This window comes from Dethiothermospora halolimnae, assembly GCF_037577855.1.
Classification (GTDB): Bacteria; Bacillota; Clostridia; order Tissierellales; family VENL01; genus Dethiothermospora; species Dethiothermospora halolimnae.
Genome location: NZ_JBAKFX010000018.1, coordinates 1 through 22,968 on the forward strand (window position 1 = coordinate 1; position 22,968 = coordinate 22,968).

At 30.3% G+C, this 22,968-nt stretch carries 23 protein-coding genes; 18 read left to right on the top strand and 5 right to left on the bottom strand.

What is annotated here, in order from left to right; genetic code table 11:
• Positions 1–201: 201 nt before the first annotated feature.
• The 6 genes from V6137_RS08970 to V6137_RS08995 all read left to right on the top strand — a co-directional run bounded on the left by V6137_RS08970 (position 202) and on the right by V6137_RS08995 (position 4,895).
• Complete coding sequence (locus V6137_RS08970) at positions 202–405, top strand: helix-turn-helix transcriptional regulator (RefSeq protein ID WP_425447579.1); 204 nt, start codon at positions 202–204, stop codon at positions 403–405.
• A 162-nt stretch (positions 406–567) separates the two neighbouring features.
• Positions 568–1,443: a ParM/StbA family protein gene (locus V6137_RS08975; RefSeq protein WP_425447580.1), complete on the top strand. Its 876-nt coding sequence runs from the start codon at positions 568–570 to the stop codon at positions 1,441–1,443.
• The gene (locus V6137_RS08980; RefSeq protein ID WP_425447581.1) at positions 1,436–1,681 is read left to right on the top strand and encodes a hypothetical protein; all 246 of its coding nucleotides are present in this window, start codon (positions 1,436–1,438) and stop codon (positions 1,679–1,681) included. Before V6137_RS08975 ends, V6137_RS08980 begins: the two co-directional genes overlap by 8 nt.
• 249 nt (positions 1,682–1,930) lie before the next feature.
• Positions 1,931–2,248, top strand: a complete 318-nt coding sequence (locus V6137_RS08985; RefSeq protein ID WP_425447582.1) for a hypothetical protein — start codon at positions 1,931–1,933, stop codon at positions 2,246–2,248.
• Positions 2,248–2,556 carry a hypothetical protein gene (locus V6137_RS08990; protein ID WP_425447583.1) on the top strand — a complete coding sequence of 103 codons (309 nt, stop codon included), beginning with the start codon at positions 2,248–2,250 and terminating at the stop codon, positions 2,554–2,556. Before V6137_RS08985 ends, V6137_RS08990 begins: the two co-directional genes overlap by 1 nt.
• A complete protein-coding gene (locus V6137_RS08995; RefSeq protein ID WP_425447584.1) occupies positions 2,553–4,895 on the top strand; it encodes a hypothetical protein in 2,343 nt (780 codons plus the stop codon). Before V6137_RS08990 ends, V6137_RS08995 begins: the two co-directional genes overlap by 4 nt.
• An 80-nt stretch (positions 4,896–4,975) precedes the next feature.
• On the opposite strand, the gene V6137_RS09000 is transcribed toward V6137_RS08995, so the two are convergent.
• The 5 genes from V6137_RS09000 to V6137_RS09020 all read right to left on the bottom strand — a co-directional run bounded on the left by V6137_RS09000 (position 4,976) and on the right by V6137_RS09020 (position 7,503).
• On the bottom strand, positions 4,976–5,173 hold the full coding sequence (locus V6137_RS09000) for a manganese catalase family protein (protein ID WP_425447585.1): 198 nt from the start codon (positions 5,171–5,173) through the stop codon (positions 4,976–4,978).
• A 13-nt stretch (positions 5,174–5,186) separates the two neighbouring features.
• Positions 5,187–5,450 carry a spore coat protein CotJB gene (locus V6137_RS09005; RefSeq protein ID WP_425447586.1) on the bottom strand — a complete coding sequence of 88 codons (264 nt, stop codon included), beginning with the start codon at positions 5,448–5,450 and terminating at the stop codon, positions 5,187–5,189.
• A 23-nt stretch (positions 5,451–5,473) separates the two neighbouring features.
• On the bottom strand, positions 5,474–5,665 hold the full coding sequence (locus V6137_RS09010; protein ID WP_425447587.1) for a spore coat associated protein CotJA: 192 nt from the start codon (positions 5,663–5,665) through the stop codon (positions 5,474–5,476).
• A 225-nt stretch (positions 5,666–5,890) separates the two neighbouring features.
• Complete coding sequence (locus V6137_RS09015; RefSeq protein WP_425447588.1) at positions 5,891–6,235, bottom strand: hypothetical protein; 345 nt, start codon at positions 6,233–6,235, stop codon at positions 5,891–5,893.
• Between the two features lie 2 nt (positions 6,236–6,237).
• Entirely contained in the window at positions 6,238–7,503 is a 1,266-nt protein-coding gene (locus V6137_RS09020; protein WP_425447589.1) for a DUF1576 domain-containing protein, read from the bottom strand.
• A gap of 158 nt (positions 7,504–7,661) precedes the next feature.
• On the opposite strand from V6137_RS09020, the gene V6137_RS09025 reads away from it, so the two are divergent.
• The 12 genes from V6137_RS09025 (at position 7,662) to V6137_RS09080 (ending at position 22,870) form a co-directional block, all read left to right on the top strand.
• Positions 7,662–7,937 carry an ArsR/SmtB family transcription factor gene (locus V6137_RS09025; RefSeq protein WP_425447590.1) on the top strand — a complete coding sequence of 92 codons (276 nt, stop codon included), beginning with the start codon at positions 7,662–7,664 and terminating at the stop codon, positions 7,935–7,937.
• 473 nt (positions 7,938–8,410) lie between these two features.
• Positions 8,411–10,417 (top strand): CoA-disulfide reductase, encoded by a 2,007-nt coding sequence (locus V6137_RS09030; RefSeq protein WP_425447591.1) that lies wholly within the window; start codon positions 8,411–8,413, stop codon positions 10,415–10,417.
• A 32-nt stretch (positions 10,418–10,449) separates the two neighbouring features.
• Positions 10,450–10,935, top strand: a complete 486-nt coding sequence (locus tag V6137_RS09035; RefSeq protein ID WP_425447592.1) for a DsrE/DsrF/DrsH-like family protein — start codon at positions 10,450–10,452, stop codon at positions 10,933–10,935.
• A gap of 253 nt (positions 10,936–11,188) precedes the next feature.
• On the top strand, positions 11,189–11,737 hold the full coding sequence (locus V6137_RS09040) for a rubrerythrin family protein (RefSeq protein ID WP_425447593.1): 549 nt from the start codon (positions 11,189–11,191) through the stop codon (positions 11,735–11,737).
• A 566-nt stretch (positions 11,738–12,303) separates the two neighbouring features.
• Positions 12,304–14,220 (top strand): ribosomal protection-like ABC-F family protein, encoded by a 1,917-nt coding sequence (gene abc-f, locus V6137_RS09045; RefSeq protein ID WP_425447594.1) that lies wholly within the window; start codon positions 12,304–12,306, stop codon positions 14,218–14,220.
• 153 nt (positions 14,221–14,373) lie between these two features.
• On the top strand, positions 14,374–14,613 hold the full coding sequence (locus V6137_RS09050; protein WP_425447595.1) for a hypothetical protein: 240 nt from the start codon (positions 14,374–14,376) through the stop codon (positions 14,611–14,613).
• 142 nt (positions 14,614–14,755) lie between these two features.
• On the top strand, positions 14,756–16,471 hold the full coding sequence (locus V6137_RS09055) for a PP2C family protein-serine/threonine phosphatase (RefSeq protein WP_425447596.1): 1,716 nt from the start codon (positions 14,756–14,758) through the stop codon (positions 16,469–16,471).
• A 63-nt stretch (positions 16,472–16,534) separates the two neighbouring features.
• Positions 16,535–17,239, top strand: a complete 705-nt coding sequence (locus V6137_RS09060; protein WP_425447597.1) for a PrsW family intramembrane metalloprotease — start codon at positions 16,535–16,537, stop codon at positions 17,237–17,239.
• A gap of 315 nt (positions 17,240–17,554) precedes the next feature.
• Positions 17,555–18,781, top strand: coding sequence for a CapA family protein (locus V6137_RS09065; protein ID WP_425447598.1), 1,227 nt, complete (start codon positions 17,555–17,557; stop codon positions 18,779–18,781).
• Positions 18,782–18,892: 111 nt separating this feature from the next.
• On the top strand, positions 18,893–19,723 hold the full coding sequence (gene cdaA, locus V6137_RS09070) for a diadenylate cyclase CdaA (RefSeq protein ID WP_425447599.1): 831 nt from the start codon (positions 18,893–18,895) through the stop codon (positions 19,721–19,723).
• A complete protein-coding gene (locus V6137_RS09075) occupies positions 19,707–21,122 on the top strand; it encodes a CdaR family protein (protein WP_425447600.1) in 1,416 nt (471 codons plus the stop codon). Before cdaA ends, V6137_RS09075 begins: the two co-directional genes overlap by 17 nt.
• 32 nt (positions 21,123–21,154) lie before the next feature.
• Positions 21,155–22,870: a sigma-54 interaction domain-containing protein gene (locus tag V6137_RS09080; RefSeq protein WP_425447601.1), complete on the top strand. Its 1,716-nt coding sequence runs from the start codon at positions 21,155–21,157 to the stop codon at positions 22,868–22,870.
• The last annotated feature ends 98 nt before the right edge of the window (positions 22,871–22,968 follow it).

The window sequence follows — 22,968 nt, forward strand, 5'->3', positions numbered from 1 at the left end:
TTATATAACGGAAATGGGAAGGTTATTTTTAACCTTCCTTTTTTTCTTTTTTGCATAAAAAAATAATATAATGGATATCCATTATACTATTTTTTATTAACTGTCTATTTCCCGACAGCCCCTTTCTTTTTTTGTCGAAACTTTTGTAAAGGATTATCAGTTAGCTTGTCCAATTTATATACTATAATGAGGGGTGAGTATATGGAAGTGAAAAATAATCTAAAAGAAATTAGGCTTAAAGAATATATGATAGATAGTAAAACTGAGTTTGCTAAAATGATTGAAGTTAATACACATACATATATTAAATGGGAGAATGGAAATAGTGTTCCGGTTTTAAAAAAGGCTTTGTATGTAGCTAATAAACTAAATAAAAAGGTGGATGAAATATGGTATCTTGAGTAGATACCATATTTTTTTATACTATTTTAGAAAATTTTTCACAAAAAACATACTGGACATGCAATATTTAGAACTAAATGCATATAGATATAGTGTAATACAAAATATTAAAAGTTAATACAGCCTGTATTACAAATTAATAAAAATTATTAAGGGGGCAGGGGTATGATAATTGGTGTTGATAATGGTTACACATACACAAAGAATAGCAAGGGGATTATATTCCCTAGTAAGGTTAGAGAGGGAGAGGATCTAGATATTAATAATGTTATTAGAGTGGAATATCAGGGGAGAAATTACATAGTTGGAGAAAAAGAATCCAATTATACGGTAGATACAAATAAAGCGAATGATGAAAAAACACTATTAAATATTATAACTTCGATAGGAATGAGTGTTAGTAATAAAAGCAATATAAAAGTTATGACAGGACTGCCTCCTTTACACTATAAGGCTCAAAAGGAAACCTTGAAAAGCAATCTTATTGATAGAAACTTTAATATTAAGATAAATGGAGACAACAAAAGTTTTCGTATATCAGATGCAGATGTATTTATACAAGGAGCAGGGCCAGTATTTCAGAACCCAACTAAATATATAAATTCCAAAACTATAGTGATTGATATAGGAGGTTTAACGGTAGATGTATGTTACTTTGAGGGATTGAAATTGCTAAAATACAGAACATACACATTGGGTATGCTTAAACTTTATTCAAATGTTATTTCGCAAATTAACGAAAAACTGGAATTAGACTTAATTGTAGCAGATGCAGAAAAGATTTTAAATGAAGGTATAAAGATTTATGGTGAACAGCAGGATATAACATTTTTAAAGCCTATATTAGATAGTCATATAAATAATATATTAACTAACATTAAATTAGATTTTCCATTAAAGACTATGGACCATATAATTCAAATTGGTGGAGGAAGTATATGTTTGAATTTAGATATACCTAATGCTGAAATATTACCTAATAGTCAGTTTATAAATGCCTATTGTTATGAGGAAATTGGGAAGGTGAGGTTTGATGGCTAGAAAAATAGTTCCTATATCAGTTAAGGATGAAGGGTTAATTAAATACCTGGAGAGCAAAGAAAATAAATCAAGATACATCAGAGAACTTATAAAAAAAGATATGAACAAAGAATTGGATCAATATACAAAAGATCTAATATTAGATTTTATAAAAAATAACTTCAAAGATATAGGAACCTCTAAAAATACAAACTTGAGTAGGTTTAAGAATGAAATTGACAGTATATTTGACACATAAAAAAAGAACCCTTTTTCAAGGGTATAGATATGCCAAGTAACTGAAAGTGTGTTCCGTTCGTTCAGAGAACTTCAACTACACTACACTTCCAGTTTATGCGACAAAATCGAAAATATGCATGTCAACCTTGTACTAATTTATATTTTGCTTGTACTTTTTTATCCGAATATAGATATTATTTCAGCTGCAACAACAAGACCGATTCCAAACCACATAGATTTTCACCAACTTTCTAAAGGGGGATTTATAATGTTAAAGAAAATATTTATTATGTTATTTGTTATTATGTACGTTTGTTTAAGTTTTTATTCGGTGGCTTTTGCAGAGGATGAAGTTGATGAAACAAGACAAAAAATTGACTCCAAAGTTATTAAAATAGTAAAAATTTTAGGTTACTTTGTTATATTGTTATTTGCTATAAAGGATGTTTTAAAAGAATTGCAGATGGGGGATATCCAAGGGATAGGTAGTGTAGTTATTAAATATCTTATTGTATATGCAGTATTACTAGGACTTCCAGTAGCTCTAAGATGGGTTGAGGTATTTATAGAGGAGTTGAAGATGTAATGCTAGATACTATTGATAAAATAAAAGAAATGTTAGAGCCTATATATGAGGTTTTTTATGCCATAATGCACCCTATACAGACTCTTAACAAGCTACTAGACATTTCTTTAGCTTACATTCCAATATTAATTGTAGTTATATTTTTCTTCTATATAGTAACTCAAAGCCCTAAAATATTTAGAGTTTTTACGGCTATGGTATTCTTTTTCGTAATGATAAAAATAGCTATAGTATTTAATATGTCATGGCTCCTACTGGTCGTAGTGGTTGCAGTGTTGGTTATTAGACTACTGGGGGTGGTTATGTGAAGTTATACAAGTATTTCGAGATAGTTAAACCCGAATACATCTATTTAAAACTAACTCCAAATAATAGTGTTAGGAACAATAGTACCGACCAGATTGCTAAGGCTATATGTAGCTTATACAAAAACTTAACTCAATGCATCAATCGTTATGAAAAAAAATTCTTTTATGAACCTAAATCAAAGGTAGCTTATTACATCTATATAGAGAAGTCTAAAGCAGAGTTTTATTTCATTATCAATAAAACATATCTACAATTAATAAAAGAGAAAATCCAAAACTCATGGAAAGGATTAACTATAAAGGAAGTTGAGAAAATGCCTAATTTTAGTGATAAAGCCGATAAATTTTATATGACTTATAAGAAAGAAGATGGATTAAGTCTTAGTGTAGATAAAAGATCTAATAGTTTATTATCATCCTTACTTAATGTAGTTCCAGTAATGAAAGAAGGGGATAAGGTTGGGATATTCTACAACTTTATCCCTTGTAGCCAGTATAGTTGGAGGGCCACCTATGATAAGACTATTCAGAAGTTAAAAGATGGTATGCCAGTAGATAAGCAAAAAACAGGTGGCTTTTTCATAGTCAAAATGCTAGGTTATATAATTACATTTATCCTAGAAATGATAGAAAATGCTATATTCGACCTTGCTAAAGTAGATAAGAAAGAAGATAGTTTATCGGATTTATTTTTCAAGAAACTTAACATGAGGGAATTATCTACTCCTACACAGCAAAAAAAGGACTTAAATGTATTAGACACCCAAATAGTAGTACTATCCGATAGCACAGATAGAAAACGTAAAATGAACAATGCTAGAGCCATAACAACAGCTTACAATCGAATAACAGGGGATAATGAGTTAGTGGCCAAGAAGTATAAAAAGAATTTTAAACCTAATGATCTATACTTTAAAAAGGCAGAAGTTATTAAAATAAGTACGGATGAATGTCAGAACTTTATTCAATTACCTGGTAGAGAACTTCTTGAAGAACATAACTGTATAGAAAAGATAGAAACCCAAGAAACTCAAGTACCTAAACCACTAAGGCATGGAATAATGTGTGTTGGAACTAACACATATAGAGGAATAAAGCAGAGAGGGTTTTTGTCTACAGATAGTGAATATCAGTATTTGACTTTAGTTGCTATTGGACCTACTAGAGCAGGAAAAACTAATTTTATAGCCAATATATCTAAAAATGCAGTAGATAATAATGAATGCATGATACTATTTGACTTTTGTGGAAATAATGAGTTATCTAATGAAGTGTCAAGTGTATTTCCTAATAGCCAAGTCCTAAGTATAGAGTGTGATGATATAGATAATTTGCAAGGATTAGGCTATAACGAAGTACCAAGAGGTAAAAGTACCTTTGAACAATATAGAAATGCTAAGAGGCAAACCTCACAACTTGTAACATTAATAAATAGTATAAATGCTGATGATAAAAAGTTAGCTCCTAGGATGGATAGATTTTTAAAATCAGCTGCATTAGTTGTGTTTATAAATAACGGAACTATAAATGATGTATTTGATGTACTTCAAAATCATAAAAAAAGATATGGTTATATTGAGAAGATACCTATGAATCAGATGAATAATTTGGAAGAATATATTTTAAGTTTGAAGGAATTAGATGATACATCAACAGTAACAGAAGAAACTGAAAAAGATGGGAAAAAGGTTAAGATAAAAAAAGAAGTAGTAACTGGAACTAGGATAAGTAAAATATCAGGTATAATAGACAGGATAGATAGGTTAAAAGATAATACCTACTTAGAAATGATGTTAAAACAAGATTGCAGCAATAATATTGATTTAGTCAAAGAAATGCAGAAAAACCAAGTTATATGTATTAAGATGCCAGAGCATATGTTTTTAACTGAAAAAGAAAAGGATATATATTCTACATATTGGATAACCAAGGTTTGGTTAGCTTTACAGATTAGAAAGTGGCAGATACCAAATAAGAAGCAAAGGAAAAAAGTTAATGTAGTTGTGGATGAATTATACCAAGTTCCTTATACTCAAGACTTTATAAGGAAGAAATTAAGTCAGATGGCTAAGTTCAGTTGTAAAGTTATAATAAGTTGTCACCATTTAAGTCAAATAGGCATAATAAGAGAAGAATTAAAGTCAGCTAATGCAAGTTATATGTTAATATCCGGTTGCGATAAAAAGAATTACAATGAATTAAAAGAAGAATTACATCCATATACATTAGATGATCTTCTTAATTTACCAAGGTTTCACTCTCTAAATTTAATTAAATATACAAAAGGATATGCAAAGTTTATAACTCACTTACCTACAGATATAATTATAGAAACATAATAATAAGTACTCTAGATTTATAACTAAGTTACCAAAACCTATATAAAATACTAATATTATAATTGATAACATGGTGGTACCTATTCTTCGGTACCAATATCTGTCAAAATTCCTTTAGCTTCATCAGTTGGCATAGCCCATCTCTGAGTTAAATATCTTATACCTGCAGACAATTCTCCATCTGCTCCGCCAAACTGTTCCAATATCATTTGGGCTAAGGCAGGATTACAAGAGTCTACTCTAACAGGATATTGTAATTTTTTTTCATAAATCCACATATATTAACCTCCTTTAGTCACATCCACAATAATCTATTTCCCAAGGCCAAGGCCCTTTTATATATTCCCAAGGACATCTACTCATAGACTGATGAGTAAGGGGTCCGTATTTGTTTTCATACATACATTTTAATTCATCATGTTTCTTAACAAAGGAATTGTGTAATCTTAAAGCTCTTTCATCTGTTGGATGAGTATCTAAATATAGATTTGTTTCAACCAAACAAAACTCAATAGCCATTAAGTCTTCTAATAATCTCAATTGTTTAGAGTCCATCAAGACACCTCCTAATATTCAATTTAACAATAATCTTTTTCATATTTATATGGTCTATATAGTTCAGGGAACAGTGTTCCTTTACATAAAGCCTTTCTGGGTTCGTAGACTTTACCCATTACTTGAAAAGGTACATATGCTTCAGCAAGTTCTTTCTTTGGGACCTTTCTAGGATCACAATAATTTTCATAGTCAGGATACATATTTCTATCCATAATCAACCCTCCCGGATTATTTATTTGTTTGCAATAATATAATACGTTAAAATAAGAGGATTTGTTACTCATTCAAATTAAAGAATAAAGAATAGAGAAGAAATAAGAAATAAAAAAATAGATGGACAAGTCCATCTATTTGGGTTGTTGGGGGATTCGTAATCCCCCAACTAATTTACAATTTATAATTTAAAATTTACAATTCCAAAGGTGATACACTTTGGATTATTCTTTGTACCTATAAAGTGTAATCTCCAAAGCATCACCATGGAACACTACTTTTGCCTTATCTACCATGGAACCAACCAAGGAAAGCTCAGTATCACAATCACTTTCCCCTGTTAATTCCCAATAGTATTCTTCATACTCCGATTGCCTAGGAATATCTAATAGTTCTTTTAACTTCTTTACCCTCTTGTCACTACAATCTATAGTATTTGCATCTATATGTATTTTGAAGTGATCATCTCTCTTATTTATTGATATATCCAGATCATCAGTACCGTGGACGAAGCAAAAAGTTATTAGTTCATCCAATATTTTAGATACCCTTCTTATTTCATGTTTCATAATTAATCTCCCTTCTTAAATGCATCAATTATAGGAACTAGTACAGATGCTATAATTCCAGTTGAAAATCCGTTATTATATAGGTTTATACCACCATGTAAATAGCCCACATTCATTACTACAGATAGATGTAAAAATCCAATAATTATACCATAATACCATCCATATTCTCCTACTATGGGAGCAAGGGCTGTACCAAATAGTCCTGCTAGTATGACACCCGTAGATGAAAATGGCCATATGGTGGTGAAACTTGCTAAAAATATACCTAACAAGATGGGAATAGTATTTTTAGGATGTTTACCAAAGGCTCCAAATCCCACTACTGTAAGTAAACCACCTAATATGGGTCCGTTTAAAGTTCCATTTGATATTATAACATAAATCATACCTACTAGGCCCATTATTCCCATATTTATTAATGAAATTTCAAAACTAACTAAACGGGTAAAGTCGGTAACAAGTCTACCTTCATATTCAAGTATTTCTTTATAACCTTTATAGCCTTTATTATTTAAAATAACACCTATAATAATTAATATTAAGAAATATAAGGTTAAAAATAACTTTAGAAAAAGATCATAATCTGTTGATAGTATCACATGACTTTCTATTAATAGACCATAACCCCTCAAAAGTGCTGTTATTACTGTTCCAATGAATCCAGCTGTAAAACCGACATTATATAAGCCATAACCATCATGGGTTTTAAGAAAATGGGCAGAAAGGGGTGGTAATATAAAGCCCACTAATATACCTATCAATATTCCCAGTACTAGACTCAAAGGAAAGGGCAGATTCAATCCATAGGCTATTTCGTTAACTAAAGGAGATAGAGCTGTACCAAACATAGATATAAGAACAATACTTTTAAATTTACGATCTTGATATTTAGCATAAAGTAGTCCTCCAATATATATTGGCCAAACATTAAAAACATTTTTACCGAAGAAAGCAAATCCCGTTACTATATAAACCGCGGCTATGGAAAGACCACTGACCTTAATATCGAATTTCCATAATATAAAAATATTAATAAATGTTAATATTGCCGAATTTATAAAGGTAGCACCTAATCCACCAACTTTAAGATAGTCAGTAAGAAGAATATCAGGATGAACTATTATTTTGTACATACCATTAAAAATTTCCTTTGGTGTATCAACTATAAAAGCAGTTATACTAAGTAAAATTGGAAGTATCAATAATATTAACACTTTCTTTTTTTCATAATCATCGTTATATTTGCCTAAAGTTTTATTTTCCACTATCATACCTCCTATATATAGTTTATCTTTTTTAAAAGATATAATACTAATTAATATAAGTCAATATAACTTATTTACAAGTAATTAAAATATTTGACAAAATTAAAATTATATCGTAATATTATAATGTAACAATGTTAATAATTAGGAGTGAAGATATGGAGGAACTAACAAAGGAACTAGAAAAGAAAGCAGAAATATTAAAAGCAATATCCCATCCCATAAGACTTTGTATTGTGAAAAACTTAATAAAAGAGGGTGGAGCAAACGTAACAACTATGCAAAATTGCCTTGGAGCTCCTCAATCAACGGTATCTCAACACATAGGTAAACTTAAAGCATCATCTATAATAGAAGGTGATAGGAATGGAACAGAGATAACTTATCGTGTAATAAATGCTGATGTTAAAAAAGTTATAAAAGCTTTATTTTAATTTTTAATAAAAATAATTGTTTTACTTTTAACAATTATTTTTAGATAAAATATCATAAAAATTTAATATACAAATATAACGATTTTACGATATAAATGATATATTACTATTTAAAAGGGTAAATTATGTAATAGAAAAGTCAACTGTCTGTTAGCATTGAGAGATTACGATAGAGACTATTGTTCTCAAACGTAGAGGGGAATTCATTCTCCAGAACTCTTTATTAAAGAACAAAAGGAATCTTAGAATGAATTCTAAGCTACAGGTTTTGCTTGTTGGAGGGGTGATAATCTTTTGTTACGAGAGTACGAATCCTAAATAACGGCAAGTTCTTGATAACCAGTAAGCTCCTAATAAACAATATAGAAAGTTTAAATATGGAAAGAAATAATTGGAAAATTATAGATCTCCAACAACAGAAAATTTATAATTTAAAATTCCGAAGCATCCGCTTCGGCAAGGGAGGTATTTTTATGGGTAAAAAAGTATTAATCGTTGGTGGTGTTGCAGGTGGTGCAAGTACAGCTGCAAGACTTAGAAGAATGGATGAAAATGCAGAAATTATAATGTTTGAAAGGGGAGAATATATTTCATTTGCTAACTGTGGATTACCATATTATATTGGTGAGACCATAGAACAAAGAGATGCCCTTTTAGTTCAAACACCAGAAAAAATGAATGCTAGATTTAACATTGATATTAGGGTTAAAAATGAAGTTATAAACATCGATAGAGATAAAAAAGAAGTTGAAGTTAAGGATTTAAATACAGGTAAAACATATAAAGAGTCATATGACAAATTGGTTTTATCACCGGGCTCTACTCCCCTTAAGCCCCCAATAAAGGGAATTGATGCACCAAATATATTTACTCTTTGGACTATACCAGACACAGATAAGATTAAAGATTTTGTAGATAATAAAAAGCCTAAAAGAGCTGTAGTTGTAGGAGGAGGTTTTATAGGTCTTGAAATGGCAGAAAATCTCCATGATAGAGGTATTGATGTGTCAGTGGTAGAAATGGCAGAGCAAGTCATGGGACCTGTTGATTATGAAATGGCACAGGTTATTCATAAACATATAAAATCAAAGGGAGCAAAATTATATCTTAAAGATGGGGTAGACAGTTTTGATTATAAAGATGGAGTTACGACAATTACCTTACAAAGTGGCAAGAAAATAGAAACGGATATGGTGATGTTATCCATTGGAGTAAAACCCAACGGTGACTTGGCTAAAAAGAGTGGTCTTAAAACCAATAAAAGAGGGGCTATAATAGTAGATGAAAATCTAAAGACAGAAGATGAAGATATATATGCAATAGGTGATGCAATAGAGGTTGTTGACTATATAAATAAAAATAAAACTATGGTTCCCCTTGCAGGACCTGCAAATAAGCAGGGAAGAATAGTTGCCAATAGTATTGTTGGAAGAGAAGAAAAGTATAAGGGAACCCAAGGAACTTCAGTTGCTAAAGTATTTGACTTAACGGTGGCATCAACAGGTACAAATGAGAAAACCCTTAAGAAAATGGGAAAAAGGTATGGAAAGGATTATAAGGTTTCAATAATTCATTCAAAATCCCATGCAGGATACTATCCTGGGGCTATACCTATGACCATAAAATTAATATTTAAGTCAAATGGGAAAATACTAGGAGCTCAGATAGTTGGTTATAATGGCGTAGACAAAAGAATAGATGTTATAGCTACTGCCATAAGATTTGATGGTACAGTTTATGATCTAAAAGAATTGGAACTAGCCTATGCTCCGCCATATTCATCAGCTAAAGATCCGGTTAATATGGTAGGTTTTACAGCTGAAAATATCCTTAAAGGAGATATGGATGTAGTATTATGGGATCAACTTGATAAATTAGATAGGGAAAATACAATAATACTAGACGTTAGAGAGCCAATAGAAAGGGAACTTGGTTATATAGAAGGTTCTAAAAATATACCAGTAGACGAATTGAGAGATAGATTAGATGAACTTGATAAAGACAAACTAATAGTTTGTTATTGTGCTGTAGGTCTAAGGGCATATATAGCAACGAGAATATTAATGCAAAATGGATTTAAAGCCAAAAACTTTGCCGGTGGGTATACAACATATAGTTGTGTATTTTGTCAGAATGATGATGAAAACGGAAAATGTGGAGGAGTAACATGTGATGATACATTGGATTTCAGTGATAGTGGGGAAAGTGAAGATTTGGATATAAATACTGATAATTTAGAAGGTAAGACTGTAAAATTAAATGCATGTGGTTTACAGTGTCCAGGACCTATAATGCAGGTCTATCAAAAGATACAAACATTAGAAGACGGAGAAATCTTAGAAGTTAAAGCAACTGACCCAGGATTTGTAAGTGATATTGAAAGCTGGTGCAATAAGACAAAAAATAGGCTATTAAAAACTGAAAAAAATAAAACAGAGTTTATTGCATTTATACAAAAGGGTCTAGGTAAAAAAAACTAAATAATGACTTAACAAACAGTAATGCTAATCAAGTGGTAGTTAATCCTAATGATGATAAGTCTATGGTTGTATTTAGTGGGGACCTTGATAAAGCCATAGCATCATTCATTATTGCAAATGGAGCCGCAGCAATGGGTAGAAAAGTAACTATGTTCTTTACCTTCTGGGGACTTAATATACTAAGAAAGCATGATAAGGTAAAAGTTAAAAAAGGCTTTATGGACAAAATGTTTGGAATGATGATGCCTAGAGGTAGCAAGAGATTAGGTCTTTCCAAAATGAATATGGGCGGTATGGGACCTAAGATGATTAGAAGAGTAATGAAGAATAAAAATATATCCTCATTAGAAGAGCTTATAGAGGCTGCTATAGACAATGGAGTTAGAGTAGTGGCTTGTACAATGTCAATGGATGTTATGGGAATAACAAAGGATGAATTAATAGATGGAATAGAGTATGGTGGAGTTGCAGCCTATTTAGGAGCAGCAGAAGAGTCAAATGTAAACCTGTTTATTTAAAAATCAATTGACAGAGGACAATTGACAATTGACAATTAGATGTACAAATCGGCTGAAGCCGATTTTATATATAATATTTTAGGAGCAAAGCGACTAAAATTACCTTAACTGTCCATTATCCATTGTCAATTGTCCACTATTTAAAGTAAACATATAAAAAATATATTTTTTATATGTTTACTTTAATATATACAGGGTATAGAATGGATTGTGAGAGTTAAAAGATAAAAAATTATCAAAGGGGGCAATAATTATGAATGCAATGACAGCGGAAAATTTAAGATCGGCTTTTGGAGGAGAAAGTCAGGCGCATATGAGGTATAGAATCTGGGCTGATAAGGCAGAAAAAGATGGATTTAAAAATGTAGCTAATTTATTTAGAGCAGTATCCTATGCAGAGGAAGTACATGCTACAAATCATTTTAGGGCATTAAAAGATGAAGCAGGTGACTTTTCGGTAACTTCAGGCGCTGGTTTTGGACTTAGTACAACTAGTGAAAATCTTGAAGCAGCTAGAAATGGAGAGTTACATGAGATAGAGCAAATGTATCCTGCATTTATGGCAGTTGCTGAAAAGCAAGAAGAAAAGGCAGCGATTAATTCAATGAAGTTTGCCATAGAAGCTGAGAAGACCCATGCTGAGCTATACAAAAAGGCTAAAGAAGCAGTAGATGCTGATAAAGATTATGAAACAGAAAAAATATATGTCTGTCCGGTATGTGGATACACAGTTGAGGGTGAAGCACCTGATAAGTGTCCAATATGTCTAGTTAAAGCAGAGAGATTTGTAGAATTCAAATAATACATAAAAGAGCCAATAGAAGGCTCTTTTTCTTTTTCCTGTTCTCTTCACTTTGCACCCTACACAAACGAAGAATAGCATAATATAATTTTTTCATTGAATATTGTGAAAAATCATGATAAAATATATGGGAAGAAACGTAGGGAGGTGTAAAGATGCAAGGTCAAATTTTAGTTGATGTAATTTTAGATAGATTACCAAATACTTCCATATCATTTGCTTTAGTAAACCAAGGGGGTAGTATGTCTAAAATTAAATATTATGTCAACTAGAATGCAAGGGATCCATCTTTACAAATAATAGGTTATAATTAGTTAATAGGCTTAGGTAAAGATACTTGCCTAGGTTTTTTGTTTTTTTGAATATAAAATAAAAAAGTGAGTTTTAAATACTCAATTTATACAAAGAGCTTAGGCATCAACACTTGCCTAAGCTCTTTTTGTTTTTGTACTAATCTTTGCACCAAACAAAGAAGTGGCGAAGCCACTTTTGCACTTAATTTATAATTTATAATTTACAATTTAAAATTAAAAGGCCCACAGGCTTTTATACAGGGGGAGATAAAAATGATAGAGTTATCGCTAAATAAAATAAAAAAATATTATGCTGCCAATAAGATACTTGATGATGTTACCTTTGAGGCTAAAAGTCAAGAGAGGATAGCCATAGTTGGAAGGAATGGAACAGGTAAAACTAGTATATTTAAGATAATATCAGGAATAGAGAAATATGACGGTGGGATAATGGCCATAAGAAAGGGAGCAAAAATTGGTTATTTAGATCAAATACCTGACTATCCTAAAGAGTATAGAGTTATAGATGTATTAAACAAGGCATTTGATAGTATATTTGATATAAAAAGTAAAATGAGTAAATTAGAAAAGGAAATGGGAGAACAGAGTAAAGGGAATATAGAAAAAATAATGAAAGAATATGGCAAATTACAAAGTCAATTTGAACACAAGGGTGGATATGATATAGAGGAAAAAATAAGCAAAGTCTGTGTAGGACTTAAGATAGATGAGGATTTTAAAAATAGAAAGTTTGTTAACCTAAGTGGAGGAGAAAAGACCACAGTAATTCTTGGTAAGATACTATTAGAAAATCCCGACATACTATTATTAGATGAGCCTTCAAATCATTTAGATATTAACTCTGTGGAATGGCTTGAAGAGTTTTTAAAAGAATATAAGGGAACAGTGCTGGTTATATCCCATGATAGATATTTTCTTGATAAGGTTGCAAATAGGGTAGTTGAAGTAGAGGATAAAAAAACTACTACATATGAAGGAAACTATTCCTACTATGTTAAAGAAAAGGAAAAAAGACTCTTAGAACAATATAAGCATTATCAAAACCAACAGAAAAAATTAAAAAGTATGGAGGAAGCCGTAAAGAGATTTAGGGATTGGGGCAATAGAGCAGATAATGAAGATATGTTTAAGAAAGCTAAAAGTATGGAAAAAAGAATGGAGAAGATGGACAAAATAGATAAACCAATATTAGAAAGAAAGAAAATAGGTCTTGATTTTGAAGTAAGCGGAAGGTCAGCTAATGACGTAGTGATAGTGGAAAATATAACCAAATCCTTTGGGGAAAATATGATACTTAAGAATCTAAGTTTAAATATTAAATATGGAGAAAAATTATGCTTGCTAGGGAAAAATGGAACAGGCAAATCTACTCTTATAAAGATATTAACAGGTGATTATAAACAGGATAGTGGCAAAGTGAAAATAGGTTCCAACGTAAAAATAGGTTATTTAGATCAAAATATAAAATTTAATAATGAAAATCTAACTATTTTAGAAGAGTTTAGACAACAGTTTATTATGCCAGAGGGAAAGGCAAGGGGTATATTAGCAAAGTTTTTATTTTATGATACAGATGTATTCAAAAAGGTTTGTAATTTATCAGGAGGAGAGAAAAGTAGATTAAAACTTTGTATGTTAATGCATAGCAATATTAATTTTCTTTTACTTGATGAGCCTACCAATCACTTAGATGTGGATTCAAGGGAGATGCTAGAGGATACATTACAGAATTTTAATGGTACTATATTATTTGTATCCCATGATAGATACTTTGTTAATAAGATATCTGAAAAAATAGTAGAGTTAGAAAATAATAGATTAACAGGCTATTTAGGAAATTATGATTATTATAAAAAGAAAAAAGAAGAATTAATGATAGGCAAGACGAAAAGGAAAGAAAAAGATAAGAAGATGAAGAAGAAAGAAAAAAATATTAAAAGGAATCAAGGGTTAGATGATGATGCTAAAATAAAGCAAGAGATAATTAATGTTGAAAAGGAAATTGAAATAATAGAAGGGGAAATAGCTACGAAAGATAAAGAAATGGAGAATAATTCTACAGACCATGAAAAATTAGGGGAAATATATGGGGAAAAAGAGGAGCTTGAGAATAGATTGAATGATTTATTAGAACGATGGACTGAACTTAATATGTCTATAAAAGAGTAATCAAGTAAAAGATAATGAAATCCTTCAATTCATTCTTGGACATAATAGCATAGGTGAAAAATATGTTATTTATTAAATTAATCCTCTATATAGCATATTATATAACTAAAAGGGAAAAATAATTATAAAATAATAGAGAGGATGATAATTTCATTGGAAGACAATAGGTCAATAGATAGTATAAAGGAACAATTAGAATATCTAGAAGATTATAGTAACAAGAGTTTTGAAAGTTTATCTAGTATAGATTTATTACTTACTTCTGATAATAATGGCTCTACTAAGGATAGAGAGATATCAGATAAGTTTAATGAACTAACAAATAAGTTACAGGATACAATTAAAACTACAAACGAGCTTAAATCCATATTAAATACAAAAACAACAAAGTAGTAGGGTGTTACTACTTTGTTGTTTTATGTTATAATGTTAGAATAATAAAAGGTATTTATCAACATATGTAGAAGGACAATAATATAGGGATTTTTTAGATGATAAGTTGAAACCTTCAATGATTATGAAAAGGGGCGACGTATTGATAAAAACTATTGATAAAAACTTAAAAAGAAATAGTTTAATTATTGACAAAAATTACATTTATATAATTTTAACCATGATTTTTTGTGTATCTGTAATTACAATTTTGAATTTGACTGAGGAAGTAACTTATAAAATTGTGGAAACTGATACCTATCTAATGATGCATATACTGTTGGAGTTTATTTGTGCATTAATTGGCTTTGCTTCTTTTTCCGCTATATATTTTACATTTGATTTATTTAAAAAATTGAGGACAGTAATTTTGGGACAAACCCTATTTGTTGTTAGCTTTATTGATATATTTCATATACTTTCATACAAAGGTATGCCTGCTGTATTTACTGAAAACACAGCTCAAAAGGCAACGGCATATTGGATAGTTGGAAGATTATTTATGGCTATTGGATTATTTTTATTTAGTATAATTTCTGAGTATAGAAAAACAAAACTTAAAAAGATTATATTTCTAGTATTTGGAATTTTGAGTGTTGGATTAATGTTTTATATAGTTTCTATAAAGGGGGACATATTACCTACATTGTTCATAGAAGGGAAAGGTCTTACTGCATATAAAATAGGAGCTGAATATATAATTATTGCAATACAAGTAATATCAGTAATTATATTATTAAGGGAATACTTAAAATCTAAAAATGATTTAACAATAGGAATAATAATAGCATTAATATTTAGTATATCAAGTGAAATAACATTTACTCTCTATAGTAGTGTATATGATACCTATAATTTATTAGGTCACGTTTTTAAAATATTTGCCTATTTTACTATATTTATAATGGTGTTTTTAGATACTGTAAGAAGACCATATATTAGATTGGCGGATATGCAAGGGAAATTAAAACATTATGCTGATAATCTAGAGGTGGCTGTAACTAGTAAAACAGAGGAAATTAGAAATAAGAATCGTAATCTTATGAGGATTAATGAAAAAATGATAGAGGATTTAGAGGCAGCTAAAGAAATACAGCAATCATTATTACCCAGTAAGTATAAAAAATATGGAAATGTAACTTTTAACTCTAAGTATATCCCATGTCAAAGACTAAGTGGGGATTTTTATAACTACTTTAAAATAGACAGAGATAATATAGGATTCTATGTAATAGATGTATCAGGACATGGAGTTTCGGCTGCAATGGTCACAGTTTTTGCCAGTAGAAGTTTAGATGTGCAGACTATCGAAAGTGATGGTGATTATTCCCTTCTGAACCCCAAAGAGGTTTTACTGAATTTTTATAATAACTTTAATAACTCTAGTTTTCCCGATGAAACCCATCTAGTTATGATTTATGGAGTATATAATATAAAAACTGGGGAAATGAAATTTTCCTCTGCAGGTCATAACTGTCCACCTGTATTGGTATCACAAAATAAAAGGGCGAGAAAATTAGATTATATAAGTGGTTTTCCCATCTGTAAATTAGGAGATCTATTTGAACCTGAATATGCTGAATATACTATAAATCTAGAGAAGGGAGAAAAAGTGATTTTTTACACTGATGGTATTCCTGAACTTAAAAATGATGAAGACCAATTCTATTCTGTAGAAAGGTTGAGAAGGTTAGTCAATCACAATAAGTTGAGAGAATCTAATGAGTTGATTGATATAATAACAAATGATCTAAATAACCATAAGTCTTTATCGGATATAGAGGATGATATAACTTTCTTTATAATGGAAGTATCTTAAAGTATTATTAATGTTTTTATATCAAATACTATTTATAAATGTAAATGAAAGGATGAATAGTATTTGACTACTAGACTTTTTATTATAGCGGTTATACCTACTATATCAATAGCATATGCAGTCTATTTAAGTGATAGATATGATAGGGAGCCTATATCATTATTATTTAAAACCTTTATTTTAGGAGCTTTATCGGTTATACCAACTATTGTAGTGGAAAGACTATTTATAAATATAAATATATTTAGTGGCATATTAGGTATGGCCTATGTATCTTTTATAGTAGCAGGATTTACAGAAGAGTATTTTAAACGATTGGTAGTATTAAAGTTGATATATCATAATAAACATTTTGATGAAAAATTAGATGGAATAGTTTACTGTATATTTTCTGCTCTAGGATTTGCCACTGTGGAAAATGTGATGTATGTTGTATTTAGATTTAGTTATAACCCATATGTTGGTTTTTATAGAGGGATTCTTTCAGTACCAGCCCATGCGATATTTGCTGTGACTATGGGATATTATTTATCCTTGGCTAAATTTTCTAAGGATGGGTATAGGGAAAACGAGTATATGAGAAAATCCTTTTATATACCTGTAATACTCCATGGATTATTTAACTTTATATTAATGATAAAGACACCCATATTAGCAGGATTTATTATTCCCTATGTGATATACCTATGGTGGTCTAATCAGAAAAAACTCGATCTATATATAACCGAATCTAGAATAAAGAATGATGAAAGAGATGGTCTAGAATAAGACTAAATTGTTGTTAGATAATTCATGATGTCGTTTTTGGATAGCTCATAACGTTGTTATGGGATGATCTGCAACTTTGTTATTGGATGATTTGTAACTTTGTTATTGGGGGATTCGTAATCCCCCAATATTTTAATGTCATAAAGTAAGGGATAAACACAAACCCTTGTCCCTAGAAAAAACAAATAAGCACCAAAGGTGACTCTGTTCCCATATTGACAAATTTTTATTTTTGTTAAAGGATTTTTCGCCTATTTGTCGAATGTAAGAACATATGTAGAAGTATTTAATTTATAACTATATAAGGAGTATGTTATGAGCAAAAAGAAAACTTTACCATATGTTATGATATTGTTTCTTATATTAAGCATTTTCTCTATAAGATATTTTATGGAAGAAAAGGGAAAAGATACAGAAACATTTAAGAGAGCTACGATTAAGCCTATTGAAAAACCAACAAAATTAATAGAAAAACAATTAAAAGAAATGCATAAATTGTGGGAAGTTCCTAAGTCTAAAGTTAGAGTAGTAGCCACAGGAGATATAATGTTCCATACACCACAACTTCGTAGTGCATACAATCCCAAAGATAAAAGTTATAATTTCTATCCCATGTTTAACAAAATAGAAAAATATATAAAAGATGGTGATCTAGCAATAGGAAATTTTGAGAGTGTTTCATCGGAATCTGATGGTAGATTTACGGGATATCCCACCTTCAATACCCCGAAAACATCTCTAGAGGCTTTATCAAAAGTGGGCTATGATATATTATCTACCGCTAATAATCATAGTTTAGATAGGGGGAAACGGGGGGTAATAGAAACCATTGAAAATATAAATCAATATGGAATGAAAAATATAGGAACCTACAAAGAAGAAAATAATGATATATTAATTGAGAATATTAAAGGAATTAAAATAGCTATGTTATCCTATAGCTATGGGTTTAATGGACTAGATAGTAGACTAACAAAAGATGAATTTCAATATATGGTAAACAAAATAGAAGAGGATAAAATAAAAAATGATATAAAAAATGCAGATGAACAAAATGCAGACATAACAATAGTGGTTATCCATTGGGGCCATGAATACTGGCGGGAACCGTCGGAATATCAAAAAGAATTAGGTGATAAAATGATAGACTGGGGAGCAGATATTATTTTAGGTAGTCATCCCCATGTGATTCAACAATCAAAAATAATTGAGCATAATGGTGAAAAGAAATTTATAATATATTCTATGGGTAATTTTATATCGAATCAAAGAAGGGAAACCCTCAGTATTAGAAATAGAAAATATACTGAAGATGGTGTTATAGTTAATATTAATCTTGAAAAGGATTTTATAGAAAATAAAACAGTAATAAGTAAAATTGATTATATACCAACATGGGTATATAAATACAGAAAGGGTAATAAATATTTATATGAGATTATTCCAGGTCATAAAAGTAGGGAAGATTATAATTTAATCGAACCTGTTATATCCAAAATAAAAGAATCACATAAGAATACAATGGAAAAAATGGCCCGTTAAATAGTAAATCAATAAATTTCAAGTTTCTTCTAGATTTTTTATTTCAAATATTATGTATTTATTATATAATTTTAATAAAGGTTTTTATATCATATTTTAGGGGTGTAGAATTTGCAATATTTAAAAGAATTATTCTTAAATATCTCCATAAGACATATTATAGACATGGCAATAGTAGCCCTTGTTTTTTATAAAGTTTTTTTACTTATAAGGGAGACTAGGGCAGAACAGATAGTAAAGGGAATAGTATTACTATTATTAGCTACTAAAATAAGTCAATGGCTAAAACTATATACTGTACTTTGGATTTTGGAAAAAACCATGACAGTAGGGGTTATAGCATTGCTTATAGTGTTTCAACCTGAATTAAGAAGAGCTCTTGAATATCTTGGAAGGAGTAGGTTTTTTACAAGATCATTTGTGGAAATTAAAGATGAAGACATGAATAATTTAATAGAGGAGATTATTGAAGCAGTGGCATCCCTTTCAAGACAAAAGATAGGAGCTTTAATAGTATTTGAACAGGAAACAGGATTAAATGAAATAGTGGAAACAGGTACTAAAATTGGAGGAGATATATCTACAGGGTTATTAATAAATATATTTATCCCCAATACTCCATTACATGATGGAGCTGTTGTAGTTAGAAAAAATATTATAAAAGCGGCTAGTTGCTTTTTGCCCTTAACAGACAATGCTAATTTAAGCAAAGATTTAGGAACAAGGCATAGAGCAGCCCTTGGAGTTACGGAAAAATCCGATGCATTAGTTGTTGTTGTTTCAGAAGAAACTGGGTCTATATCGGTTGCAGAAAATGGCAAATTGTCTAGATACCTAGATATAAGTACATTACGCCAAACTCTAGTAGATGTATATAAGCCTGAAAAGCAAAAACAAAGTATACTCTCTAAATGGAGGGGTAAAAATGAAGAAAAAGAGTAATAGTAATATAACACTTAAAATATTAGCCGTTTTTATTGCCGTTTTAATGTGGACCTATGTGATGAGTGAAGTTAATCCCAGAGTTTCCAAAGAACTCCAGAGCATTGATGTTGAACTTATGAATTTGAATTTTGCAAAGGAATCAAATTTAGTTCTTATGGAACCCAAAGAACCTAAGGTAAATGTTAAATTAGCTGGTAGAAGAAATGATATAATAGGTATAGATAAGGATGATGTTAAAGCAACTGTGGACTTAAGAGGTGCCACAGAGGGGATTAATAAATTTCCTATATATTTGGAAACATCAAATAAGGTAGAAGTGGTGGACTATTATCCCAAGGAAGCGCTGGTAAATTTTGATGCCATTGTGTCTAAGGAAAATAAAGTTACATTGAGAACTTTAGGAAAAGTTAAAAAAGGCCATAGTCCAGGGGATGGAACAGTAAAGCCTCAATCAGTATACATTAAGGGGCCTAGAACTTTAGTTAATACTGTTTCTCAAGTTGTCGCTATGGTAGAGTTGACTGAAGTTTCAGAAGATATAAAAACTACTGTTCCTTTAAAAATTATAAATGATAAGGGAAAAGAGATTATAGGCCTTGAAAAAGACCCAAATGTTGTAGAGGTAAATATACCAATATATAAGGTTAAAAGTGTTCCCGTAGAAGTTAACACTAAAAATGAACCTTTTAAAGGATATAAAGTGACTAATATATCAGTGGAACCTGAAACAGTAGATATAAGGGGATATGAAGAAGGTATAAAGAATATAACTAAGGTGGAGACTGAAGAGTTGGATATAGGATATCTTAGCAATGATATAACTAAAGAGGTTAAACTATTACCAATTAATAATGGTGAGATATTAAATAATGGTGTAGTGAAAGTGAGTGTAGATGTTGAGAAAATCATAAAAAGGACATTTAAGTATGGTGTAGGTGATATTACTATTACAAATCAACCGGGAGATCTAGAAATAGATAAAGAAAATTCCACTCAAGAGATTTCTATCACCATACAAGGGGTGGAAAGCATTGTCAATAATGTAGAGAAAGATGATATAACTCCCTACATTAATTTAAAAGATTTAGAGAAAGGGGCTCATAAAGTATCTTTAAATGTAATAGGAGGATCTGATTTTGAAGTCGTATCTAAATCAAAAGAAGAAATAGACATAATTTTAAAAGAAGTAAATTCAGAAGAAGTTATTACAAATAATGAAGATGATAACGATAACAAATCAAATGATAATAGTAAAGAAAAGGAACCAATAAGTGGTAATGATGAAGGATTAGAAAAATATGAAAATGAAACAAAGGATAATGAAAATCAAGGAGAAAGTACTGATGCTGAAGAAAATACATCGGATGCTAATAAAGAAGAGAACTTAGATGAATAGAAATAAAAAACAATAATATAAGGGTGATATGATTGAGAAAAGAATTAGAAGTGATTCTTAATTCAACCCATGATGCTATGATAGCAGTTGATAAAGAGGGTATTATTACCCTCTTTAATAAAGCAGCTGAAAAGCTTACTAAGATAAAAATCGGAGATGCAATGGGAAAGCCGGTAAAAAAAGTAATAAAAAATACAAGGCTTATGGATATATTAGAAACTGGAAATTCAGAGTTAAATAAGAAGCAGGATTTAAATGATATAAAGATAGTGACTAATAGAATGCCTGTGAAAAATGAAAAAGGAAATGTAGTAGGAGCTGTTGCAGTATTTAGAGATATAACTGACATGCTTGATTTAACAAGTCAAAACATTGAACTTGAAGAGATTCAAAGTATGTTAGAGGCTATATTTTATGCAACCCAAGATGCAATAAGTGTTGTTGACCAGAGTGGTACAAATGTTATGATAAATCCAGCATATACAAAATTAACTGGCTTAACAAGGGAAGATGTAGTTGGGAAGCCTGCTGAGGCTGATATAGCTCAAGGGGAAAGTATCCACATGGAAGTATTAAAGACACGAAAGCCAGTAAAAAATGCCAGAATGATGGTTGGACCTAATAAGAAGGAAGTTCTAGCAACAGCTTCTCCTATAACTGTAGATGGGCAATTAAGGGGAAGTGTAGGGGTTTTACATGATGTATCGGAACTTATGAGATTAAATAGGGAATTAAGTGCTGCAAAACAGATAATAAGAAATTTAGAAGCTAAATATACATTTGATGATATAATAGGTAAAAATAAATTAATAAAGGCTTCTATAGATAAAGGGAAGAAAGCAGCTAATACACCTGCAACTGTTATTCTTAGGGGAGAAAGTGGTACTGGAAAAGAACTATTTGCCCATGCAATCCATAATGCAAGTAATAGAAGGTTTAATCAGTTTGTAAGGGTGAATTGTGCAGCTATAAGTGAGAACTTACTTGAAAGTGAGCTATTTGGGTACGAAGAAGGCGCCTTTACAGGGGCTAAAAAAGGTGGTAAAAAAGGTTTTTTTGAGCAAGCCAGTGGAGGAACTATATTTTTAGATGAGATAGGTGAGGTTAATTTAAGTACCCAAGTGAAGTTACTAAGGATACTTCAGGAAAAAGAAATTGTTAAAGTAGGAGGAACTAAGGCCATAGACGTTGATGTAAGAATTATAACTGCCACAAATATGGATTTGGAAAGGGCAGTTAAAGAAGGTAGATTCAGAGAAGATTTATATTATAGATTAAATGTTATACCAATAACTATACCATCCCTTAAGGAAAGGAAAGACGATATATACCCATTAGTTCTTTACTTTATAAAAAAATTCAATCAAGAATATGGTAGAAGTATCATAGATGTTTCTGCTATGGCAATAGAGGTTTTGAAGAAACATGATTGGCCTGGAAATGTTAGAGAACTTGAAAATGTAATAGGAAGATCAATTATAAATATGAGACCTAATGACAATATAATACTAGCAAAGCATTTGCCTAAAATAAACGATGAAAAAGATATTCAATCGGATTTAGAAAAAATAGTAGATAATATTAATGGTGACAAAGAGCTAACTTTATCCCAAGTAATAGGTGAAACAGAAAAAAAATATATAACGGATATATTAAAAAGGTACAATAACAATAAAACAGAAACTGCTAAAGCCTTGGGGATTTCCATAAGAAGTTTATATTATAAAATGGATAAATACAATATATAGAAAAAATGCGTGCAATAAATTGCACGTATTTTTCCTTTGTGCAATAAAATTCATGCAAAAAAATGCAATTAAATTATATGTATATTTTAATAAGATTA

Coding starts and splice junctions, on each gene's coding strand:
- V6137_RS09025 (WP_425447590.1), top strand. CDS start 7,662: ATGGAGGAACTAACAAAGGAACTAGAAAAGAAAGCAGAAATATTAAAA.
- V6137_RS08975 (WP_425447580.1), top strand. CDS start 568: ATGATAATTGGTGTTGATAATGGTTACACATACACAAAGAATAGCAAG.
- V6137_RS09075 (WP_425447600.1), top strand. CDS start 19,707: ATGAAGAAAAAGAGTAATAGTAATATAACACTTAAAATATTAGCCGTT.
- V6137_RS09040 (WP_425447593.1), top strand. CDS start 11,189: ATGAATGCAATGACAGCGGAAAATTTAAGATCGGCTTTTGGAGGAGAA.
- V6137_RS08970 (WP_425447579.1), top strand. CDS start 202: ATGGAAGTGAAAAATAATCTAAAAGAAATTAGGCTTAAAGAATATATG.
- V6137_RS09030 (WP_425447591.1), top strand. CDS start 8,411: ATGGGTAAAAAAGTATTAATCGTTGGTGGTGTTGCAGGTGGTGCAAGT.
- V6137_RS08990 (WP_425447583.1), top strand. CDS start 2,248: ATGCTAGATACTATTGATAAAATAAAAGAAATGTTAGAGCCTATATAT.
- V6137_RS09015 (WP_425447588.1), bottom strand. CDS start 6,235: ATGAAACATGAAATAAGAAGGGTATCTAAAATATTGGATGAACTAATA.
- V6137_RS08985 (WP_425447582.1), top strand. CDS start 1,931: ATGTTAAAGAAAATATTTATTATGTTATTTGTTATTATGTACGTTTGT.
- abc-f (WP_425447594.1), top strand. CDS start 12,304: ATGATAGAGTTATCGCTAAATAAAATAAAAAAATATTATGCTGCCAAT.
- V6137_RS09005 (WP_425447586.1), bottom strand. CDS start 5,450: ATGGACTCTAAACAATTGAGATTATTAGAAGACTTAATGGCTATTGAG.
- V6137_RS09065 (WP_425447598.1), top strand. CDS start 17,555: ATGAGCAAAAAGAAAACTTTACCATATGTTATGATATTGTTTCTTATA.
- V6137_RS09010 (WP_425447587.1), bottom strand. CDS start 5,665: ATGGATAGAAATATGTATCCTGACTATGAAAATTATTGTGATCCTAGA.
- V6137_RS09000 (WP_425447585.1), bottom strand. CDS start 5,173: ATGTGGATTTATGAAAAAAAATTACAATATCCTGTTAGAGTAGACTCT.
- V6137_RS08980 (WP_425447581.1), top strand. CDS start 1,436: ATGGCTAGAAAAATAGTTCCTATATCAGTTAAGGATGAAGGGTTAATT.